The 17,319-nt window shown below is 64.2% G+C and carries 16 protein-coding genes; 11 read left to right on the forward strand and 5 right to left on the reverse strand.

All coding sequences use genetic code 11. From position 1 onward, the window contains the following. Window positions 1–43: 43 nt before the first annotated feature. The 5 genes from KJP28_RS09095 to glmU are packed head-to-tail and all read right to left on the reverse strand — an operon-like array spanning window position 44 to window position 5,612. Window positions 44–1,162, reverse strand: a complete 1,119-nt coding sequence (locus KJP28_RS09095) for a 5-methyltetrahydropteroyltriglutamate--homocysteine S-methyltransferase (RefSeq protein ID WP_218392236.1) — start codon at window positions 1,160–1,162, stop codon at window positions 44–46. A 53-nt stretch (window positions 1,163–1,215) separates the two neighbouring features. Further along, complete coding sequence (locus KJP28_RS09100; RefSeq protein WP_218392237.1) at window positions 1,216–1,893, reverse strand: DNA alkylation repair protein; 678 nt, start codon at window positions 1,891–1,893, stop codon at window positions 1,216–1,218. Beyond that, entirely contained in the window at window positions 1,890–2,435 is a 546-nt protein-coding gene (locus KJP28_RS09105; protein WP_218392238.1) for a pyridoxamine 5'-phosphate oxidase family protein, read from the reverse strand. The genes KJP28_RS09100 and KJP28_RS09105 overlap by 4 nt, the downstream gene beginning before the upstream one ends. After that, a complete protein-coding gene (glmS, locus tag KJP28_RS09110) occupies window positions 2,435–4,258 on the reverse strand; it encodes a glutamine--fructose-6-phosphate transaminase (isomerizing) (protein WP_218392239.1) in 1,824 nt (607 codons plus the stop codon). The genes KJP28_RS09105 and glmS overlap by 1 nt, the downstream gene beginning before the upstream one ends. Window position 4,259: 1 nt before the next feature. Next, window positions 4,260–5,612 carry a bifunctional UDP-N-acetylglucosamine diphosphorylase/glucosamine-1-phosphate N-acetyltransferase GlmU gene (gene glmU, locus KJP28_RS09115; RefSeq protein ID WP_218392240.1) on the reverse strand — a complete coding sequence of 451 codons (1,353 nt, stop codon included), beginning with the start codon at window positions 5,610–5,612 and terminating at the stop codon, window positions 4,260–4,262. Window positions 5,613–5,693: 81 nt separating this feature from the next. Between glmU and KJP28_RS09120 the strand changes: the two genes are divergently transcribed. The 11 genes from KJP28_RS09120 to KJP28_RS09170 all read left to right on the forward strand — a co-directional run bounded on the left by KJP28_RS09120 (window position 5,694) and on the right by KJP28_RS09170 (window position 17,304). Continuing rightward, entirely contained in the window at window positions 5,694–6,359 is a 666-nt protein-coding gene (locus tag KJP28_RS09120; RefSeq protein ID WP_218392241.1) for an HAD hydrolase-like protein, read from the forward strand. Window positions 6,360–6,390: 31 nt separating this feature from the next. Then, window positions 6,391–7,584: a DegT/DnrJ/EryC1/StrS family aminotransferase gene (locus tag KJP28_RS09125; RefSeq protein ID WP_218392242.1), complete on the forward strand. Its 1,194-nt coding sequence runs from the start codon at window positions 6,391–6,393 to the stop codon at window positions 7,582–7,584. A 313-nt stretch (window positions 7,585–7,897) separates the two neighbouring features. Next, entirely contained in the window at window positions 7,898–9,061 is a 1,164-nt protein-coding gene (locus KJP28_RS09130; RefSeq protein ID WP_218392243.1) for an isovaleryl-CoA dehydrogenase, read from the forward strand. A gap of 30 nt (window positions 9,062–9,091) precedes the next feature. Beyond that, window positions 9,092–9,583: a lysozyme inhibitor LprI family protein gene (locus KJP28_RS09135; protein WP_218392244.1), complete on the forward strand. Its 492-nt coding sequence runs from the start codon at window positions 9,092–9,094 to the stop codon at window positions 9,581–9,583. Window positions 9,584–9,586: 3 nt separating this feature from the next. Further along, window positions 9,587–11,137, forward strand: coding sequence for an AMP-binding protein (locus KJP28_RS09140; RefSeq protein WP_218392245.1), 1,551 nt, complete (start codon window positions 9,587–9,589; stop codon window positions 11,135–11,137). Further along, on the forward strand, window positions 11,134–11,700 hold the full coding sequence (locus KJP28_RS09145; RefSeq protein ID WP_218392246.1) for a hypothetical protein: 567 nt from the start codon (window positions 11,134–11,136) through the stop codon (window positions 11,698–11,700). The genes KJP28_RS09140 and KJP28_RS09145 overlap by 4 nt, the downstream gene beginning before the upstream one ends. Window positions 11,701–11,733: 33 nt before the next feature. After that, window positions 11,734–13,338 (forward strand): carboxyl transferase domain-containing protein, encoded by a 1,605-nt coding sequence (locus tag KJP28_RS09150; protein ID WP_218392247.1) that lies wholly within the window; start codon window positions 11,734–11,736, stop codon window positions 13,336–13,338. Between the two features lie 11 nt (window positions 13,339–13,349). Further along, window positions 13,350–13,877: a class I SAM-dependent methyltransferase gene (locus tag KJP28_RS09155; protein ID WP_218392248.1), complete on the forward strand. Its 528-nt coding sequence runs from the start codon at window positions 13,350–13,352 to the stop codon at window positions 13,875–13,877. Continuing rightward, on the forward strand, window positions 13,870–15,807 hold the full coding sequence (locus tag KJP28_RS09160) for an ATP-binding protein (protein WP_218392249.1): 1,938 nt from the start codon (window positions 13,870–13,872) through the stop codon (window positions 15,805–15,807). The genes KJP28_RS09155 and KJP28_RS09160 overlap by 8 nt, the downstream gene beginning before the upstream one ends. Further along, complete coding sequence (locus KJP28_RS09165; RefSeq protein WP_218392250.1) at window positions 15,804–16,463, forward strand: glutathione S-transferase family protein; 660 nt, start codon at window positions 15,804–15,806, stop codon at window positions 16,461–16,463. Before KJP28_RS09160 ends, KJP28_RS09165 begins: the two co-directional genes overlap by 4 nt. Then, window positions 16,456–17,304, forward strand: a complete 849-nt coding sequence (locus KJP28_RS09170; RefSeq protein WP_218392251.1) for a hydroxymethylglutaryl-CoA lyase — start codon at window positions 16,456–16,458, stop codon at window positions 17,302–17,304. Before KJP28_RS09165 ends, KJP28_RS09170 begins: the two co-directional genes overlap by 8 nt. Window positions 17,305–17,319: the final 15 nt, after the last annotated feature.

Raw genomic sequence — 17,319 nt, forward strand, 5'->3', positions numbered from 1 at the left:
GATGCGCGGCTCCGGCAGAGCGCCGGAGCCGCCTAAGGCGGGATCAGACGCCGCCCCAGATTTCCTCGGCGCAGCGCACGACGAGTTCCAGCTTTTTCCTTTGGTCGTCCTCGGTCACGGCGTTTCCGTGTTCGGTCGAGGAGAAGCCGCATTGGGGCGCGATGCCAAGTTGGTCGATGTCGACATATTTGGATGCCTCGTCGAATTTCGCCTTGAGCCAGTCCATGCTTTCGAGTTCGGGCGTCTTGGTGGTGATGAAGCCGGGCAGAACGCGCTGTTTTCCCTTGGGCAGAAGCGACAGCGGCTCAAGCCCACCTGCGCGGTCGGTGTCATATTCCATGAAGAATATGTCGACGCCGGTGGAGAAAATCGACTCGGCGGCAAGGTCATACGCGCCCTCGGCGGCGTGGGTGGAGCGGAAGTTGCCGCGGCACATGTGCATGCCGATGAACATGTCGTCGGGACGGTCCTTGATCGCGTCATGCAGCACTTCGCCATACTTGCGGATCAGCGCGTCGGGGTCACGGCCTTCGGCCTCCTTGTCGGCGCGGTGTTTGGGGTCGCAGAGATAGGCGAAGAAGATGTCGTCCATCTGAAGGTACCGGCAGCCCGCGTCATAGAAGGCCTGCACGGCTTTCTTGTAGGTCGCGACCAGATCGGCAAACAGCGCTTCCTCGTCGTCGAGATACTCTTTCACGCGGATGTCCTTCTTCGCCGTGCGGAAGTGGCAGCAGGACGGACCGGGAATCGAGATTTTCGGGAGCACGTTGGTGTGCTCGGCCAGATACCTGAAATGGTCCAGCATCGGGTGGTCGTCGGGAAAATCGAGCTTGTCGGTGATCGCCGGATAGACGGGGGGCAGTTCGACGCCCTTGAAGCCCACGAAAGAGGACCCGTCGCGGGTTTCGATGTCCAGACCGTCGAGCATACCCATGAAATCATAGTGCCAGAAGGTGCGCCGCGCCTCGCCGTCGGTGACGCATTTCAACCCGACCTCTTCCTGCATCTTCACCAGCGCAGGGATTTCGACGTCTTCAATCGCTTTCAGCTCCTCGGCGCTCATGTCGCCTGCGAAGAATTTGGGCCGTGCGTCCTTGATGGCAGCGGGGCGTAAGAGCGAGCCGACGTGATCGGCGCGAAACGGGGGTGTGGGTGTGGGCATGGTGTTCTCCGTGTGAGAGCGGCGGGACGCGCGCTTTTGAGGAGCTATACCATTCACGCCAGATATTTCGAGGCTTCCCGGCGGGCAAATGACTTCATTCGAGAGCCATTTTTCTCAAGGAAATCATGAGCGCGGCTCATGTCGTGTTTCGACAGGTCACGAACCCACCAGGCCACCGCCTTCTGGATGAACCAGTCGGGGTCGTCAACGTAGCCTTCCGCCCATCCCAGCACGCGGTCGCGGATGGCGAGGTCTTCGGGTTTCGGGTGGTTCTGCTTGGTCCAGGGAAGGGTGATGACGAGGGCTGCGCGGCGCGTCCACATATGGTCCGAGCGGGTCCAGGGTTCGACATCCGCGATGCGGGTTGAATCGGCGGTGAGGCGTTTCTGCCCCGCCATGCAGGCGTGATCGGCGATGGCCCAGCTGTCGAAATCAGGCACCCAGCTTTGGATCAGTCGCCAGACACCATCGTCGGGTTTGATCCGGGCCTGTGTGAGGAGCTTGGCTGCGGAGAGCCGCGCTTCGAAAATGTCCGTTTTCCACAACGCGTCGGCGAGGGCGATGCGCTCGTCTACTGTAAGCGATTGGCGCCAGTCTTTTGTCAGGTCGTTGAGCACCGGGTTGGGGATGCCCAGCACCTCGCGCGTTTGCTTGTGATAGGCTTTCTGACCCTCGGCGCGGCCCGGTTCGATGCGGGCGCGAAGCTCGGAAAGCGCCTCGTCCAGGGTCATTCGTCGAAGATGCCCGTGGGCAGCCCGTCGATGCTGGTCGTGTTCTTCTCGTCCCAGTAGGCGTGGATGCCCTCCGGCCCCTTGTCGTCAGCCCATTTGGCAAGCGTGTCGCGGTCGCGGGAGAAGTCCATGAACGGGACCGCGTAGCCGCAGGAGGTCTGCACGAGGTCGATCTGCATGTCATAGACCTGCCGCGCGCCCAGCGGATCGCCCCAATGGGCGACGAGATCGTCCCAGTCCGCATCACGCGGATGCACCGCACGGGCGGTGCCGTAGCACCGCAGGATCAGCGGGCGGGTGGTGTAGCTGCACCACATGAGCGTCATGCGGTTCGTATCGGCCAGATGCGCGGCGGTTTCGTTGCCGGAGCCGGTGAGGTTCAGCCACAGGATGCGGTTCGGCCCGACCACGCGCAGGCTGTCCATGCCCTTGGGCGAAATATTGACCCGACCGGTCGCTGCCGCGCTGCCCACGAAGAACATGTGCTGCTCTTCGATGAAAGCCGTCAGACGGTCGTCCAGCGCCGGGAATTGCTTGGCCATTATTCCACCGTCACGGATTTTGCCAGGTTGCGGGGCTGGTCCACGTCCGTGCCCTTGGCGATAGCCGCGTGATAGGCGAGGAGTTGGGCCGGGACGGCATAGAGGATCGGTTGGATCATCTCTGGTGCGTCGGGCATCGTGATGGTGCGCCAGACGCCGCCACCTGCGGTTGCGATGGCGCGGGCGTCCGAGATCAGGAGCACACGACCGCCGCGCGCCATGACTTCCTGCATGTTCGACACGGTCTTGTCGAAGAGCCCGTCATGGGGGGCGAGGACGACCGTGGGCGTGTCGCGGTCGACGAGCGCGATGGGGCCGTGTTTCAGTTCGCCGGAGGCATAACCTTCGGCGTGCAGATAGCTGATTTCCTTGAGTTTCAGCGCACCTTCGAGGGCGAGGGGGAACATCTGCCCGCGCCCGAGGAACAGCACGTCATGGGCCAGCGCCACCTTGCGCGCGGCCTTGTCCAACTCGCCTTCGATGGAAATCGCATGGCTCATCAAGCCGGGGAGCTTGTGAAGGTCAGCGATCTTCACGGCAAGCTCGTCTTCGGTCAGGTGGCCGCGCTCGGACGCGGCCTTGAGCACCATGACCGCGAAGGTTGTGAGCATACAGGTGAACGCCTTGGTCGAAGCCACCGACACCTCGACCCCTGCATGGATCGGGAGCGCAATGTCGCTTTCGCGGGCGATGGAGCTTTCGGGGACGTTCACGAGGCTGACGATCTTGTCCACCTTGCCCGCGCAATAGCGCAGGGCGGCAAGGGTATCGGCGGTTTCCCCGGACTGGCTCACATATATCGCCAGCGTGACCTCGGGGATCGGCGGTTCGCGGTAGCGAAACTCGGAGGCCACGTCGATATCGACGGGGAGGCGGGCATAGTTCTCGAACCAATGCTTCGCCACGAGGCCCGCGTAATAAGCCGTGCCGCAAGCGACAATGCTGATGCGCCTGATGGTCGTGAAATCGACGCCCGGAAGGTCCATCGCAACACCACCGTTCTTGTCGAGATACGCCTCGAGAACGTCGCCCACGACGGTCGGTTGTTCGGCGATTTCCTTCATCATGAAATGCTTGTAGCCGGCCTTTTCGATCCGCGTGGCATCCATGCGGATTTCCTTGACCTTGCGGTTCGCGAGCTTGCCATTCGCGTCGTAAATCGTCGCGCCCTCGCGGGTGATGATCGCCCAATCGCCTTCTTCGAGATAGGTGATCTTGTCGGTGAGCGGGGCGAGCGCGATGGCGTCGGAGCCGACATACATCTCACCATCGCCATGCCCGATGGCCAGCGGAGAGTTCTTTCGCGCCGCGATCATCAGATCCTTTTCGCCCTCGAACAGGAACAGGAGCGAATAGGCTCCTTCGATCCTGGGCAGCATCGCTTCGACGGCTTCGGCGGGGCTTTTGCCCTCATCCATCAGGAGGTCGACGAGGGCGGCCACGATTTCGGTGTCGGTCTGGCTTTCGAAGACGCGGCCCCTGGCTTCGAGTTCGGAGCGGAGCGTCGCGAAGTTCTCGATGATACCATTATGGACGACAGATACGCGGCCTGCGCGGTGCGGGTGTGCGTTGGGTTCTGTGACGCCGCCGTGGGTGGCCCAGCGGGTGTGGCCGATCCCGGCGTGGCCGGGCAGGGGGTCATGGACCAGAACATCGGACAGGTTGACGAGTTTGCCCACCGCACGACGGCGGTCCAGACCGCCGTCATCCGCGACCGTGGCGATGCCCGCGCTGTCATAGCCACGGTATTCGAGTCGGCGCAGCGCCTCGACGATGATGGGGGACACTTCATGGTTGCCCAGAACGCCTACGATCCCGCACATATCAATGACCTTTCTGCGCGGCTTTCAGCGCGCGAAGCTTTTCAAATAATTTGGTGGCAAACCCGTCCTTGTTGGATTGTCTCGCGCGGCCAATCGCCATTGCGCCGGGTTCGATATCTTCGGTGACGACCGTGCCTGTGGCCGTCATGGCCCCGTCGCCCACCGTTACCGGGGCAACCAGCATCGTGTCGGAGCCGATAAATGTGTTGGCCCCGATATGTGTGTGATGCTTGAACACCCCGTCGTAATTGCAGGTGATCGTGCCCGCGCCGATATTTGCGGCTTCGCCCACGAAGGCATCCCCGATGTAGGACAGGTGATTGACCTTCGCGCCGGTGTCGATCACCGCGTTCTTGATTTCGACGAAATTTCCGACCTTCGCCCCTTCGGCCAGTTCCGCGCCGGGGCGCAGCCGCGCATAGGGGCCGATCACGGCGCCTCGGCTGACATGGCAGCCTTCGAGATGCGAAAAGGCGCGGATGCGCGCGCCGCTTTCGACGGTTACGCCGGGGCCGAACACCACGTTCGGCTCAATGATCGCATCGCGCCCGATCACGGTGTCGGCGGCGAAGAACACGCTGTCACGGGCAACGAGGGTCACGCCGTTCTCAAGCGCCTCGTCCCGTTTCATGGCCTGAAACTGCGCCTCGGCCGCGGCAAGCTCGGCCCGGGTATTGATGCCCAGCGTCTCGGCCTCGGCACAGGTTACGGCTTCTGCGCGCAGGCCCCGGTCGCGCGCCACACCGACGATGTCGGTGAGGTAATACTCCCCCGAGGCGTTTTCGTTGCTGACCGCGGCGATGAGTTCGAACAACAACTCGGTGTCGGCGGCTAAAACCCCGGAGTTGCATAGGGTGATCGCGCGTTCATCATCACTGGCGTCCTTGAACTCGACGATGCGCAAGAGCTCTTGCCCGTTCATGACGAGCCGTCCGTAGCGCCCCGGATCGTCGGCCTCGAACCCAAGCACGACGACATCTGCGCCGCCCGCCCGTGCCTCGGCCATCGCTTCGAGCGTTTCAGGCCGGATGAAGGGCGTGTCCCCGTAGAGCACGAAGGCGTCGCCGGAGAAATCCGTCAGTGCCGCGCGCGCCTGATCGACCGCATGGGCGGTGCCGAGTTGCTCGGCCTGGATCACCACCTCGACCTCGGCATCGAGCGTCGCGGCGGCTTTCGTCACGGCCTGGGCCCCGTGGCCCGCGACCAGCACCGCGCGCTCGGGCGCGAGCGATGCGCCGGAGGCGAGCGCATGGGCGAAGAGCGGCAGGCCGCCCAATTCGTGAAGCACCTTCGGCAGGTCCGAATTCATTCGCGTTCCCTGACCGGCGGCGAGAACGATGAGCGCTGTGGCCATATCTGTGCACTTTTCTTTTGGTCTTCACCGTTTTAACCCTGCGCCCGTAACACGCAAGCCATTTGGTGGGAAGGCACAGCGATGCAACGAAAGACGGTGATCTTCGATCTGGACGGCACGCTTGCAGATACGTCGCGCGACCTGATCGCGGCGGCCAATGCCTGTTTCGCGCGACGCGGGCTCGCCGATGTGCTGGACCCGGTCGCGGATGCGTCCACGGCGTTTCACGGCGGGCGGGCGATGCTGACGCTGGGGGCATCACGGCTGGGTCTGGCCACAGAGCTCGTGGACGAGGAATATCCCTATCTGCTTGAGTGGTATGGCGAGAATATAGACCGACACACGGTGATGTATCCCGGTGCCGTGGCGGCGATCGAAGGGCTTCTCGCGGCAGGATACGGCGTGGGCGTCTGCACGAACAAGCCGGAGGGGCTGGCCGAGATGCTCCTGTCGCGGCTCGGGGTCAGGAGCCTCTTCGCGTCGCTCATCGGCGCGGATACGCTTCCCGTCAAGAAGCCCGACGCCGCGCCCTATGTCGCCTCGGTGGAGCGGGCGGGCGGCGTGGTCTCGGCGTCGCTTCTGGTCGGAGACACGGTGACGGACCGAGAAACGGCGCGCGCGGCCGGTGTGCCCGCGCTTCTGGTGACCTTCGGGCCGGACGGGCGGGGCGTGGCGACGCTCGAACCCGAGGGGCTTCTCGACCATTACGACGGGCTTGCGGGCGAAGTCGCGCGTTTGATCGGTTGACCGCACCCCACGCCGCGCGCAATCTCCGGTCATGAGCGAGATTTTCAAAGGCAATTTCACCCAGCAGGAACCGATCCCCGACGCGGCGATCGAAGCCGCCGTCGCGGTGCTTCGGTCGGGTCGGCTGCACCGCTACAACACGGGTCCGGGCGAGGCCGGGGAGGTGGCGCTTCTGGAGGAGGAATTCGCGGCCTGGTCCGGCGCGAGATATTGCCTTGCCGTTGCCTCGGGCGGATACGCGCTCGCCACCGCGCTCCGGGCCGTAGGCGTGAAGCCCGGCGACCGGGTGCTCACCAATGCCTTCACGCTGGCTCCGGTGCCGGGTGCCATCGCCAGCGTCGGTGCGGTGCCCGTGTTCGTCGGCGTGACCGAAAGCCTTGTCATCGACCTTGACGATCTCGCGGCCAAGGCCGAAGGCGCAGAGGTCCTGATGCTCAGCCACATGCGCGGTCATATCGCGGACATGGACGCGCTCATAGCGCTAAGCGCGGCGCGTGGGCTTACCGTGATCGAGGATTGCGCCCATACGATGGGGGCACGGTGGAACGGGGTGCTGTCGGGCCGTAATGGGACGATCGGCTGTTACTCGACGCAGACCTACAAGCACATGAATTCGGGTGAAGGCGGGCTTCTCATCACCGACGACGAAGAGTACGCGGCGCGCGCCATCATGCTGTCGGGGAGTTACATGCTCTACGAGCGCCACCGCGCTGCGCCGGGGTCAGACGTCTTCGAACGGGTGAAATACGACACGCCCAATATCTCGGGCCGGATGGACAACCTGCGTGCCGCGATCCTCAGGCCGCAATTGCGCGACCTCGACGCGCAATGCGAACGCTGGAATGCGCGCTACCGGGTGGTGGAGACCGGGCTGCGGAACACCCCGGGGCTGACGGTGATCGAGCGGCCCGACGCGGAAGATTACGTCATGTCCTCGTTCCAGTTCCTTTTGCTCGACTGGCCGGACGGGAAAATTGAAGAGGTCGTTGTGCGGTGCGCAAAGCGCGGGGTCGAGCTCAAATGGTTCGGCGCAGCGGACCCCGTGGGGTTCACCTCGCGCTACGATTCCTGGCGCTATGCGCCGTCCGAGCCGATGCCGGCCACTGATCGGGTGCTGAAAGGTATCCTCGACCTGCGCCTGCCGTTGACCTTTTCCGAAGACGATTGCGCACAGATCGCGCGGATCGTCCGGGCGGAAGTGTCCAGCGTGCATCAAGCCGCCTGATGGCGGCTCCGGAGGGCCAGCCCTCCGGACCTCCCGGGATATTTCGAGACCGGAAAGGGGGGGCGGGTCCACCCCCGGGATCTGACCCGGGGGCTTTCCGGTCACGGTCATCGGCTTCCCAGCCTGTACCGTTCGTCCATCATCGCGCATTAAAGTTAACGTTCCCTTTCCGGTCAAAAATATCCCAGGGGGTGCGGGGGACTGGTTCCCCGCATGGATCGGCGGGGGGCGCAGCCCCGCGGCGAAACATGTTGACGCGACTCGGGGCGCGGGCCTAGAAATGAACAAGCGTTCAATAAAGGGAGGAGCGCCCATGTTCATGGGGTCCATGCGGTTCGACCTGGGCGAGGACATCGCGCAGTTGCAGGAAATGGTGCATCGGTTCGCGCAGGAGCGGATCAAGCCGCGCGCCGCCGAGATCGACAAGACGAACGACTTTCCGGCGGAGCTTTGGCGCGAGATGGGTGACCTCGGCTTGCTCGGCGTCACTGTGGGCGAGGAATACGGTGGCGCGGGCATGTCCTATCTCGCCCATGTCATCGCCGTGGAAGAGATCGCGCGGGCTTCTGCAAGCGTGAGCCTGTCTTACGGCGCCCATTCCAATCTCTGCGTGAACCAGATCAAGCTCAACGGGAGCGAAGAGCAAAAGCGCAAATACCTTCCAGGCCTGATTTCGGGCGAGCATGTCGGCGCTTTGGCGATGAGCGAGCCGGGGGCGGGGTCGGACGTGGTGTCGATGCAGCTTCGGGCCGAGAAGAAAAACGGCTATTTCACGCTCAACGGGTCCAAGTTCTGGATCACCAACGGGCCGGACGCCGATACGCTGGTCGTCTATGCCAAGACCGACCCTGAGGCAGGATCCAAGGGGATCACCGCTTTCATCGTCGAGCGTGACATGAAGGGGTTTTCCACCTCGCCCCATTTCGACAAACTCGGGATGCGCGGCTCGAACACGGCGCAGCTATTCTTCGAGGATGTCGAGGTGCCGTTCGAGAACGTGCTGGGCGAAGAAGGCAAGGGCGTGCGCGTGCTCATGTCAGGGCTCGACTATGAGCGCGTGGTCCTTTCGGGGATCGGCACGGGGATCATGGCCGCCTGTCTCGACGAAGTCATGCCTTACATGGTCGAGCGCAAGCAGTTCGGCCAGTCGATCGGGGATTTCCAGCTCATGCAGGGCAAGATCGCGGATATGTACACGAAGATGAACTCGGCCCGTGCCTATGTCTACGAAGTCGCGAAAGCTTGTGACCGGGGGCAGGTCACGCGGCAGGATGCGGCGGCCTGCGTGCTGTATGCCTCCGAAGAGGCGATGGTGGTTGCGCATCAGGCGGTGCAGGCAATGGGCGGCATGGGGTTCATGAACGAAACGCCGGTGAGCCGGATCTTCCGGGACGCCAAACTGATGGAGATCGGTGCGGGCACGTCGGAAATCCGCCGGATGCTCGTTGGGCGCGAATTGATGGCGGCGATGCGCTAGGATCGTGTTGACCGTCTTCCGGAGGCAACCATGAAACATCTCGTTCTGCTCGCGACGCTCGCCGCCACGCCCGCCACGGCGCAGGAGCTTGTCTATGATTTCTCGCACACCCAAGCGTGCATCGGGCAGGCCGAAGACTGGCATGACAAGCTCGCCTGCGTCGGGACGTCTGCCGACCGTTGCATGGAAGAGAGCGCGGGTGGGTATTCGACGATCGGGATGGGGTCGTGCCTCGCGGCGGAGCTGGACGATTGGGATGCGTCTTTGGGCGAGGCCTATACGACGCTTTTGGCACGGCTCGAAGGGTATGACGCGGACGCGCCGGATCATGTCGTGCTCAAACAAGCCGACATGCTGGAAGGGATGCAAGGGGCCTGGATCGGCTATCGCGACATCGCTTGCGACTATGAACGTGCGAAATGGCAGGGCGGGACCGGAGGCGGGCCGGCGGCTTTGGCGTGTCTGGTCGAGATGACGGGCGAGCAAACGTTGAAACTGCAAGCCGACCTGAACTTCGAGTGAGCGATGCTTGAGCCGACGCAACATTGGGAGGCGCTTCGGGACGGGTTCCGATGGGATATCCCGGATCGGCTCAACATGGCTGCGCAGGTCTGCGATGACTGGGCCGAAACGGATCCTGAGCGGGTGGCGATCATCGACGATCAGGCGGGGGCAATCACCTACGGCCGCCTGCGCGAGATGGCGGACGGGCTGGCCCGCGAGCTTGTGGCCGAGGGCGTGGTCCGGGGCGACCGGGTCGGCGTGTTGCGCACGCAGAGCCCCTGGACGGCTGCCGCCCATATCGCGATCTGGAAACTCGGGGCAATTTCGATCCCTTTGTTCAAGCTGTTCAAACGCGATGCGTTGGCGACGCGGCTTGCCGATGCGGGCGCTTCGGTGGTGGTTACGGATGAAAGCGGCGTTGCGCTGCTCGACGGGCTTGGCGTAGAGGCGCTGGTGCCAGAAACGATGGGCGCGCTGGATGCCGCGCCGTTTCCGGCTGCCGAGACGGGGCCGGAAGTCCCCGCAGTTCTGATCTATACATCCGGAACGACGGGCTCGCCCAAGGGCGCGCTTCATGGCCACCGGGTTCTGACCGGCCATTTGCCGGGTGTCGAGGCGAGCCATGATTTCTTAGGTCAGCCGGGAGACGTGCTCTGGACCCCTGCGGATTGGGCCTGGATCGGGGGCCTGTTCGACGTGCTCATGCCGGGGCTGGCGCTCGGCGTGCCGGTCGTGGCCGCGCGGCTTGATAAGTTCTCCCCCGAGGCCGCACAGGACCTGATCGCGCGACACGGCGTGCGCAACGTCTTTTTTCCACCCACCGCGCTCAGGATGCTGAAGGCGGCTGACATGGCGATCCCCGGCTTGCGCTCGGTCGCGTCGGGCGGCGAGCCGCTTGGCGCGGAAATGCTGGACTGGGGGCGGGGTGCATTCGGGTTGTCGATAAACGAGTTTTACGGGCAGACCGAATGCAACATGGTCGCGACCTCATGTGCTGCCGCGTTCGATCCTCGACCCGGCTGTATCGGACGGGCCGTTCCGGGATTTCGCCTGGGGGTGGTCGACGAGGCCGGGCGAGAGGTCGGGGGCGAAGGCGACATAGCCGTTCATCGAGGCGCCGCTTCGATGATGTTGGAATACTGGAACCGCCCAGAGGCGACCGCGGCGAAATTTCGCGGCGACTGGATGCTGACCGGGGACAGGGGCGTATGGGACGGCGATTACCTTCGGTTCGTGGGCCGTGAAGATGACGTGATTACCAGCGCGGGTTACAGGATCGGGCCGTCGGAGATCGAGGATTGCCTGATGATCCATCCGGCGGTCGCGACGGTCGGGGTCGTAGGCAAGCCGGATGCGCTGCGCACGGAAATCGTGAAGGCGTATGTCGTGCTGAAGGACGAATTCGATGCGACCGAGGCTCTGGCCGAAGAGCTTCGCGATTATGTTAAAGAACGCCTTGCAGGCCATTCATATCCAAGAGAAATCGCGTTTCTTAAATCTCTTCCGATGACAGTGACCGGCAAGGTGATCCGCAAGGACCTCAAGGCGATGGCCGCCGGGGAGGATGCATGAGAGCGTTGCTTGCCCTTCTGCTTCTGGCCGCGCCGTCTGCGTGGGCCGAGGAATTGCCTGACGTTCAGTCTTGTCTGAATGCCTATGTGGACCGCTACGAATGGCTGCTCGACATCCACGCCGACACGCCCATCGAAGAGGTGGAAGGCGGGATCTGGCATGTGGAGGACGTGTCCTATTGCGGCACACTGGGGATCGTGCGGTGCGACCGGTCGGACGACCCGATTGCCTGCCAGATCGCGCTGGCCGACACGCAGGATGAGATCACGGCGAAGGTGAAAGAGGACCTGCCTGCGCCGGCGGATGTGGCGGGCGACGGGTGGCCGAAGCGGCTTTACGAGGCGGCCTATGCGCTCGCACACGGGTCGTCAGCGGGACCCGATTGCGTGGGTCAGCCTGAACGGTTCGAGGTCTGGTGCGAAGCGAATTACGCAAGCAACCGGCTTGGCAACGCGGTCCATGCCTGGGAGGTGGCGCGGTATCTCGGGGCCGCTCCGTCGGCCATCGACGCCGGATGGGCCGGGCCACCGCCCCCCGTGATGCCCCGCGCCAGACCGGAGTGAAATCAACATGAGAACAAGCGAAGAGGCGACAGCATGAAACTGCAAAGTCAGGTCGTGACGGGGTCAGAGGAGTATCGCGCCAACCGTGCCGCGCATCTCGACGCGCTCGCCGAGATACAGGCCGCAGCAGAGGCGGCGCAGGCCGGCGGCGGTGAAAAGGCTCGCGAACGGCATGTGTCACGGGGCAAGATGCTGCCGCGTGAGCGGGTGGCCAATCTGCTCGACCCCGGCTCACCCTTCCTCGAAATCGGGGCGACGGCGGCGCATGGCCTCTACGACGGGGCCGCGCCCGCAGCCGGTATGATTGCCGGGATCGGGCAGGTGAACGGGCGGGACGTCATGGTGCTGGCCAATGATGCTACGGTGAAGGGCGGTACCTACTACCCGATGAGCGTGAAAAAGCATCTGCGCGCGCAGGAGATCGCTCAGGAATGCCGACTGCCGTGCATCTATCTCGTCGACAGCGGGGGCGCGAACCTGCCCAACCAGGACGAGGTGTTTCCCGACCGGGATCATTTCGGGCGGATCTTCTATAATCAGGCGCAGATGTCGGCCCTCGGCATTCCGCAGGTCGCGGTTGTCATGGGGTCCTGCACCGCGGGTGGGGCTTATGTGCCCGCGATGAGCGATGTGACGATCATAGTGAAGGATCAGGGCACGATCTTCCTTGCCGGTCCGCCGCTGGTGAAGGCCGCAACGGGCGAGGTCGTGACCGCCGAGGATCTGGGCGGGGGCGACGTGCACACGCGGCTCTCCGGGGTCGCAGATTACCTTGCCGAGGACGACGCCCATGCGCTCGCGCTGGCGCGGCGGGCGGTGGAGAGCTTCAACCGCGTTTCGAGTGTGTCCGTGGATTGGCAGTCGCCCGAAGACCCGGCCTATGACCCGGACGAAATCCTCGGTGCCGTGCCCGCAGACCTGCGCACGCCCTATGACATCCGCGAGGTGATCGCGCGGTTGGTCGACGGCTCCCGTTTCGACGAGTTCAAGGCGCGGTTCGGCGAGACGCTCGTCACCGGCTTCGCCCATGTGAAAGGCTGCCCGGTGGGGATCGTGGCGAACAACGGCGTTCTGTTCTCGGAGGCCGCTCAGAAGGGCGCGCATTTCGTGGAGCTGTGCTCGCAGCGGCGCATCCCCTTGGTTTTCCTTCAAAACATCACCGGCTTCATGGTCGGGCGAAAGTACGAGAACGAAGGGATTGCGCGGCACGGGGCCAAGATGGTGACGGCGGTGGCGACGACGAGCGTGCCCAAGGTGACGCTTCTTGTTGGCGGATCGTTCGGGGCCGGGAACTATGGCATGGCGGGGCGTGCCTATCAGCCCCGGTTCCTGTGGACCTGGCCCAACAGCCGGATCAGCGTCATGGGGGGCGAACAGGCCGCTGGCGTGCTTGCCACCGTCAAGCGAGACGCGATCGAGCGGGGCGGGGGGGAATGGTCGGCCGAGGAGGAGGCCGAGTTCAAGCGCCCGACGATCGAGATGTTCGAACGACAGAGCCACCCGCTCTATGCCTCTGCGCGGCTATGGGATGACGGGGTCATCGACCCGCGCAAGAGCCGTGATGTGCTTTATCTGTCGCTGAAAGCGGCGCTCAACGCACCCATCGAAGAGACGCGTTTCGGCGTCTTCAGAATGTAGGAGCGGACGAGATGGGTGCATGGAACGATGAACAGGCGCAGCGCTACGCGGACACGTACGGGGAAGATGCGAGCGTGTTCGTCGTGATCGAAGCCGCGCAGATCGCGGGTGGCGAGGACGTTCTCGAACTTGGGTGCGGCAGTGGCGTCGCCCTGTCGAGCCTCAAAGGGGTAGCGGGTCGGATGGTCGGGATCGACCCGACACCAAGCATGATCGAATTGGCGCGCGCAGCCTGCCCGGAGGGCGAGTTTCGCGTCGCGCCTGCTGAGACTACCGGCTGTGAGAGCGATGCTTTCGATGTCGTGCTCGGTATCAACGTGGTTGAGCATTTCGATGACCGGGCGGCGGCGTTTGGCGAGGCGTACCGTGTGTTGAAGATGGGAGGACGCTTGGTGATCGGCGGTGAATTGCATGATCCGGCGTTTCTTGACACGCCTCAGGAATACGCCGCCGACCTTGGTGCCGCCGGGTTCGTGCCGACTGAGCGCCAGGACCGGAACGGCATCTACGTTCAAACTGGAAGGAAGCCACATGTTTGATCGAATCCTGATCGCGAACCGGGGCGAGATCGCCTGTCGGGTGATCGACACGGCGCGGAAACTGGGTGTCGAGACGGTCGCGGTGTTCTCGGATGCCGACCGGGGCGCGCGCCATGTCGCCATGGCGGATGACGCCGTGCATATCGGTGGGCCGCAACCCTCGGAGAGTTACCTGCGCGCCGATGCCATCATAGACGCGGCCCGCGCGACCGGTGCGCAGGCGATCCATCCCGGCTACGGCTTCCTGTCCGAAAACCCGGAGTTCGTCGAGGCGGTGGAGGCGGCGGGGCTTGTCTTCATAGGGCCGTCCGCGAAGGCGATCCGGGCGATGGGGCTGAAGGATGCGGCCAAGGCGCTGATGGACGAGGCGGGGGTGCCGGTGGTGCCGGGCTATCACGGGTCGGATCAGGGCGATGACCTGTTGAAAGGCGAAGCTGGCAAGATCGGATACCCGGTGCTCATCAAGGCTGTCGCGGGTGGCGGCGGCAAAGGGATGCGGTTGGTCGAGCGCGAAGCAGATTTTGCCGATGCGCTGGCCTCGGCGCGGTCGGAGGCCAAGACCGCCTTCGGCAATCCGGACGTTTTGATCGAGAAATTCGTCACCAGCCCGCGCCATATCGAGGTGCAGGTGTTCGGGGACGGCAAGAGCGCGGTCCACCTGTTCGAGCGGGATTGTTCGCTTCAACGCCGACATCAGAAGGTGATCGAGGAAGCGCCCGCGCCGGGCATGACGCCCGAGATGCGCGAGGCGATGGGGGCGGCGGCGGTCCGCGCGGCGGAGGCGATTGGCTATGCCGGGGCCGGAACGGTCGAATTCATCGTCGATGGGTCGGATGGGCTGCGCCCCGATGGGTTCTGGTTCATGGAGATGAATACCCGGCTTCAGGTCGAGCATCCTGTGACCGAGGAGGTGACGGGCATCGACCTTGTCGAATGGCAGTTGCGGGTGGCGTCGGGCGAGGGGCTTCCGCTTGCGCAGGACGAGATCACGCTCACCGGTCACGCCTTCGAGGCGCGGCTTTATGCGGAGGATGTTCCGGCCGGGTTCCTGCCGGCCACGGGGCGGCTCGCCCATCTGGCTTTCGCGGACGGCTGCCGTGCCGAAACCGGCGTGCGCTCGGGCGACACGATCAGTCCGTATTACGATCCGATGATCGCCAAGATCGTCACCCATGGCCCGACCCGCGACATCGCGCTGGGCAAGCTGGTCGCGGCGCTGGGCGAGACGGAAGTCGCCGGGACCGTCACCAATCTCGCCTTCCTGTCGGCGCTCGCGACCCATGAAGGGTTCGCGGCTGGCGAGGTGGATACCGGGTTGATCGACCGGGATATCGACCAGTTGGCACGTGATCCCGAGCCGGTGGCCGCCGACGTGGCGATGGCCGCGCTGGAGGCTGCGGGACTTTCTGAACCGGGCGAAATGACCGGGTTCACGCTTTGGGCGCCGCTCAGGCGGCAGGTGCTTCTGGAACGCAAGGGCGAGGTGATCGAAGTTGGGGTTGAGATTGAAGGTGCTTCGGCCCGCGTCACCGTCGGAGACCATGAGGTCCGGGCGCATCGTGACGGATCGGGTTGGCGGATCGACGGGCGACGCGCGCCCCGGGTCGTGCGGGTCGGCGATCTGGTCACGGTGTTCTCTGGCGCAGGCTTTGGCTTTACCGCACCCGATCCGCTCGCGGTTCTCGCGGGCGCCGCGGCGGGCGGTGACACGGTGGAGGCACCGATGCCGGGGCTGGTGAAGGCGGTTTTCGTTGCGCCCGGCGACCGGGTCGAGGCGGGGGCGAAAATGGCGGTACTCGAAGCGATGAAGATGGAGCACACACTGGTCGCGCCGCGCGACGGCGTGGTTGCCGAATGTTTCGTGACCGAGGGCGCGCAGGTCGAAGCGGGCGCGGCCCTCATCGCGTTGGAAGAAGAGGTGGCGGCATGATCCGGCTTCACGCAGTTCCGGGCAGCCGGTCGTTCAGGGTGCACTGGATGCTGGCCGAGATCGGGATCGAACCCGACGAGGTCGTCAATTACCGTATCGGGGATGGAAGCCTTGGGGCGGAGGACTACCGCGGGGTGAACCCGGCGGGCCGTGTGCCTTCGCTGGAGATTGACGGACGCACGATGATCGAAAGCGGGGCAATCGTGGAATATCTCTGCGAGACCCGCGGGACGAGCTTCTGGCGCGCGCCGGGTGACGCGGAACGGGCCGACTGGCTGCAATACCTGCATTACGCCGAGACGGTCGCCGGGCTGATCCAGAACCTGAACCTGCAACAGGTGTTCCTTCCCGACCCGGCCATGCGGTCGCCCACGGTGATAGGGCTCGAAGTGCGACGGTTGGCGACCGTGCTGAAGCCGCTCGAAGCACGGCTGCGCGAGCAGGAATTCATGATGTCGAGCGGGTTTTCCGGTGTCGACGTGATGTATGGTTTCGCAATCGAAGCCGCGTTCCACTACGTCCATCGTGAGAAGTTTCCGGCGCTCGTCGCCTACGGCGAACGTCTCGCGGCGCGTCCGGCGTTTCAGACCGCGATGGCGGCGCAAGGGCCGGATACGATCTACCGGAAGGCTTTTTACGAGGTGCCCGATGGCTGAATATGTCGAACTCGTCGAGATGGGACCGCGCGACGGGTTACAGAACGAGGCGCGGCTGATCCCGGCCGAGGAAAAGATCGCCCTCGTCGATGCGTTGTCATCGGTCGGGTTCGCCCGGATCGAAGTTGCGAGCTTCGTCAGCCCGAAATGGGTGCCGCAGATGGCGGATGGGGCCGAGGTGTTGGCTGGGATCACCCGCAAGGACGGGGTCAGTTACATGGCCTTGACGCCGAACCTGAAAGGTTTCGAGCGCGCGATGGCGGCGAAGGCCGATGAGGTCGCGATTTTCGGCTCGGCCAGCGAAGGCTTCAGCAGGGCCAATATCAATTGCTCGATTGCGGAGAGCCTCGAGCGGTTCGCGCCTGTGGTCGAGGCGGCACAGAAACAGCGCGTCAAGGTGCGGGGCTACGTGTCCTGCGTGACCGACTGCCCATATGACGGACCGACGCCGCCCGAAAAGGTTGCAGAGGTTGCGAAAGCGCTGATGGACATGGGCTGTTACGAGATCAGCCTGGGCGACACGATCGGCAAGGGCGACCCCGGCACGATCACGGCAATGCTCGAAGCGGTGCTGGCGGAGGTGCCTGCGGATCGGCTTGCGGGGCATTATCACGACACAGGGGGGCGGGCGCTCGACAACATCGAGGCGTCTCTCGGTCTGGGTGTGCGTGTGTTCGACGCGGCGGTCGGCGGGCTTGGAGGCTGTCCTTATGCGCCTGGCGCAAAAGGCAACGTGGCCACCGAAGCGGTCGCTGCGCGGCTTGCGGAGCTTGGTTATGCGACGGGGCTCGACCTTCGTCGGCTCGAAGCGGCGGCGCGGATGGCGCGGAACATGCGGTAGAGCGGTCGAACGCGA

This window comes from Maritimibacter dapengensis (genome assembly GCF_019218265.1).
In the GTDB taxonomy this organism is placed as follows: Bacteria; Pseudomonadota; Alphaproteobacteria; order Rhodobacterales; family Rhodobacteraceae; genus Maritimibacter; species Maritimibacter dapengensis.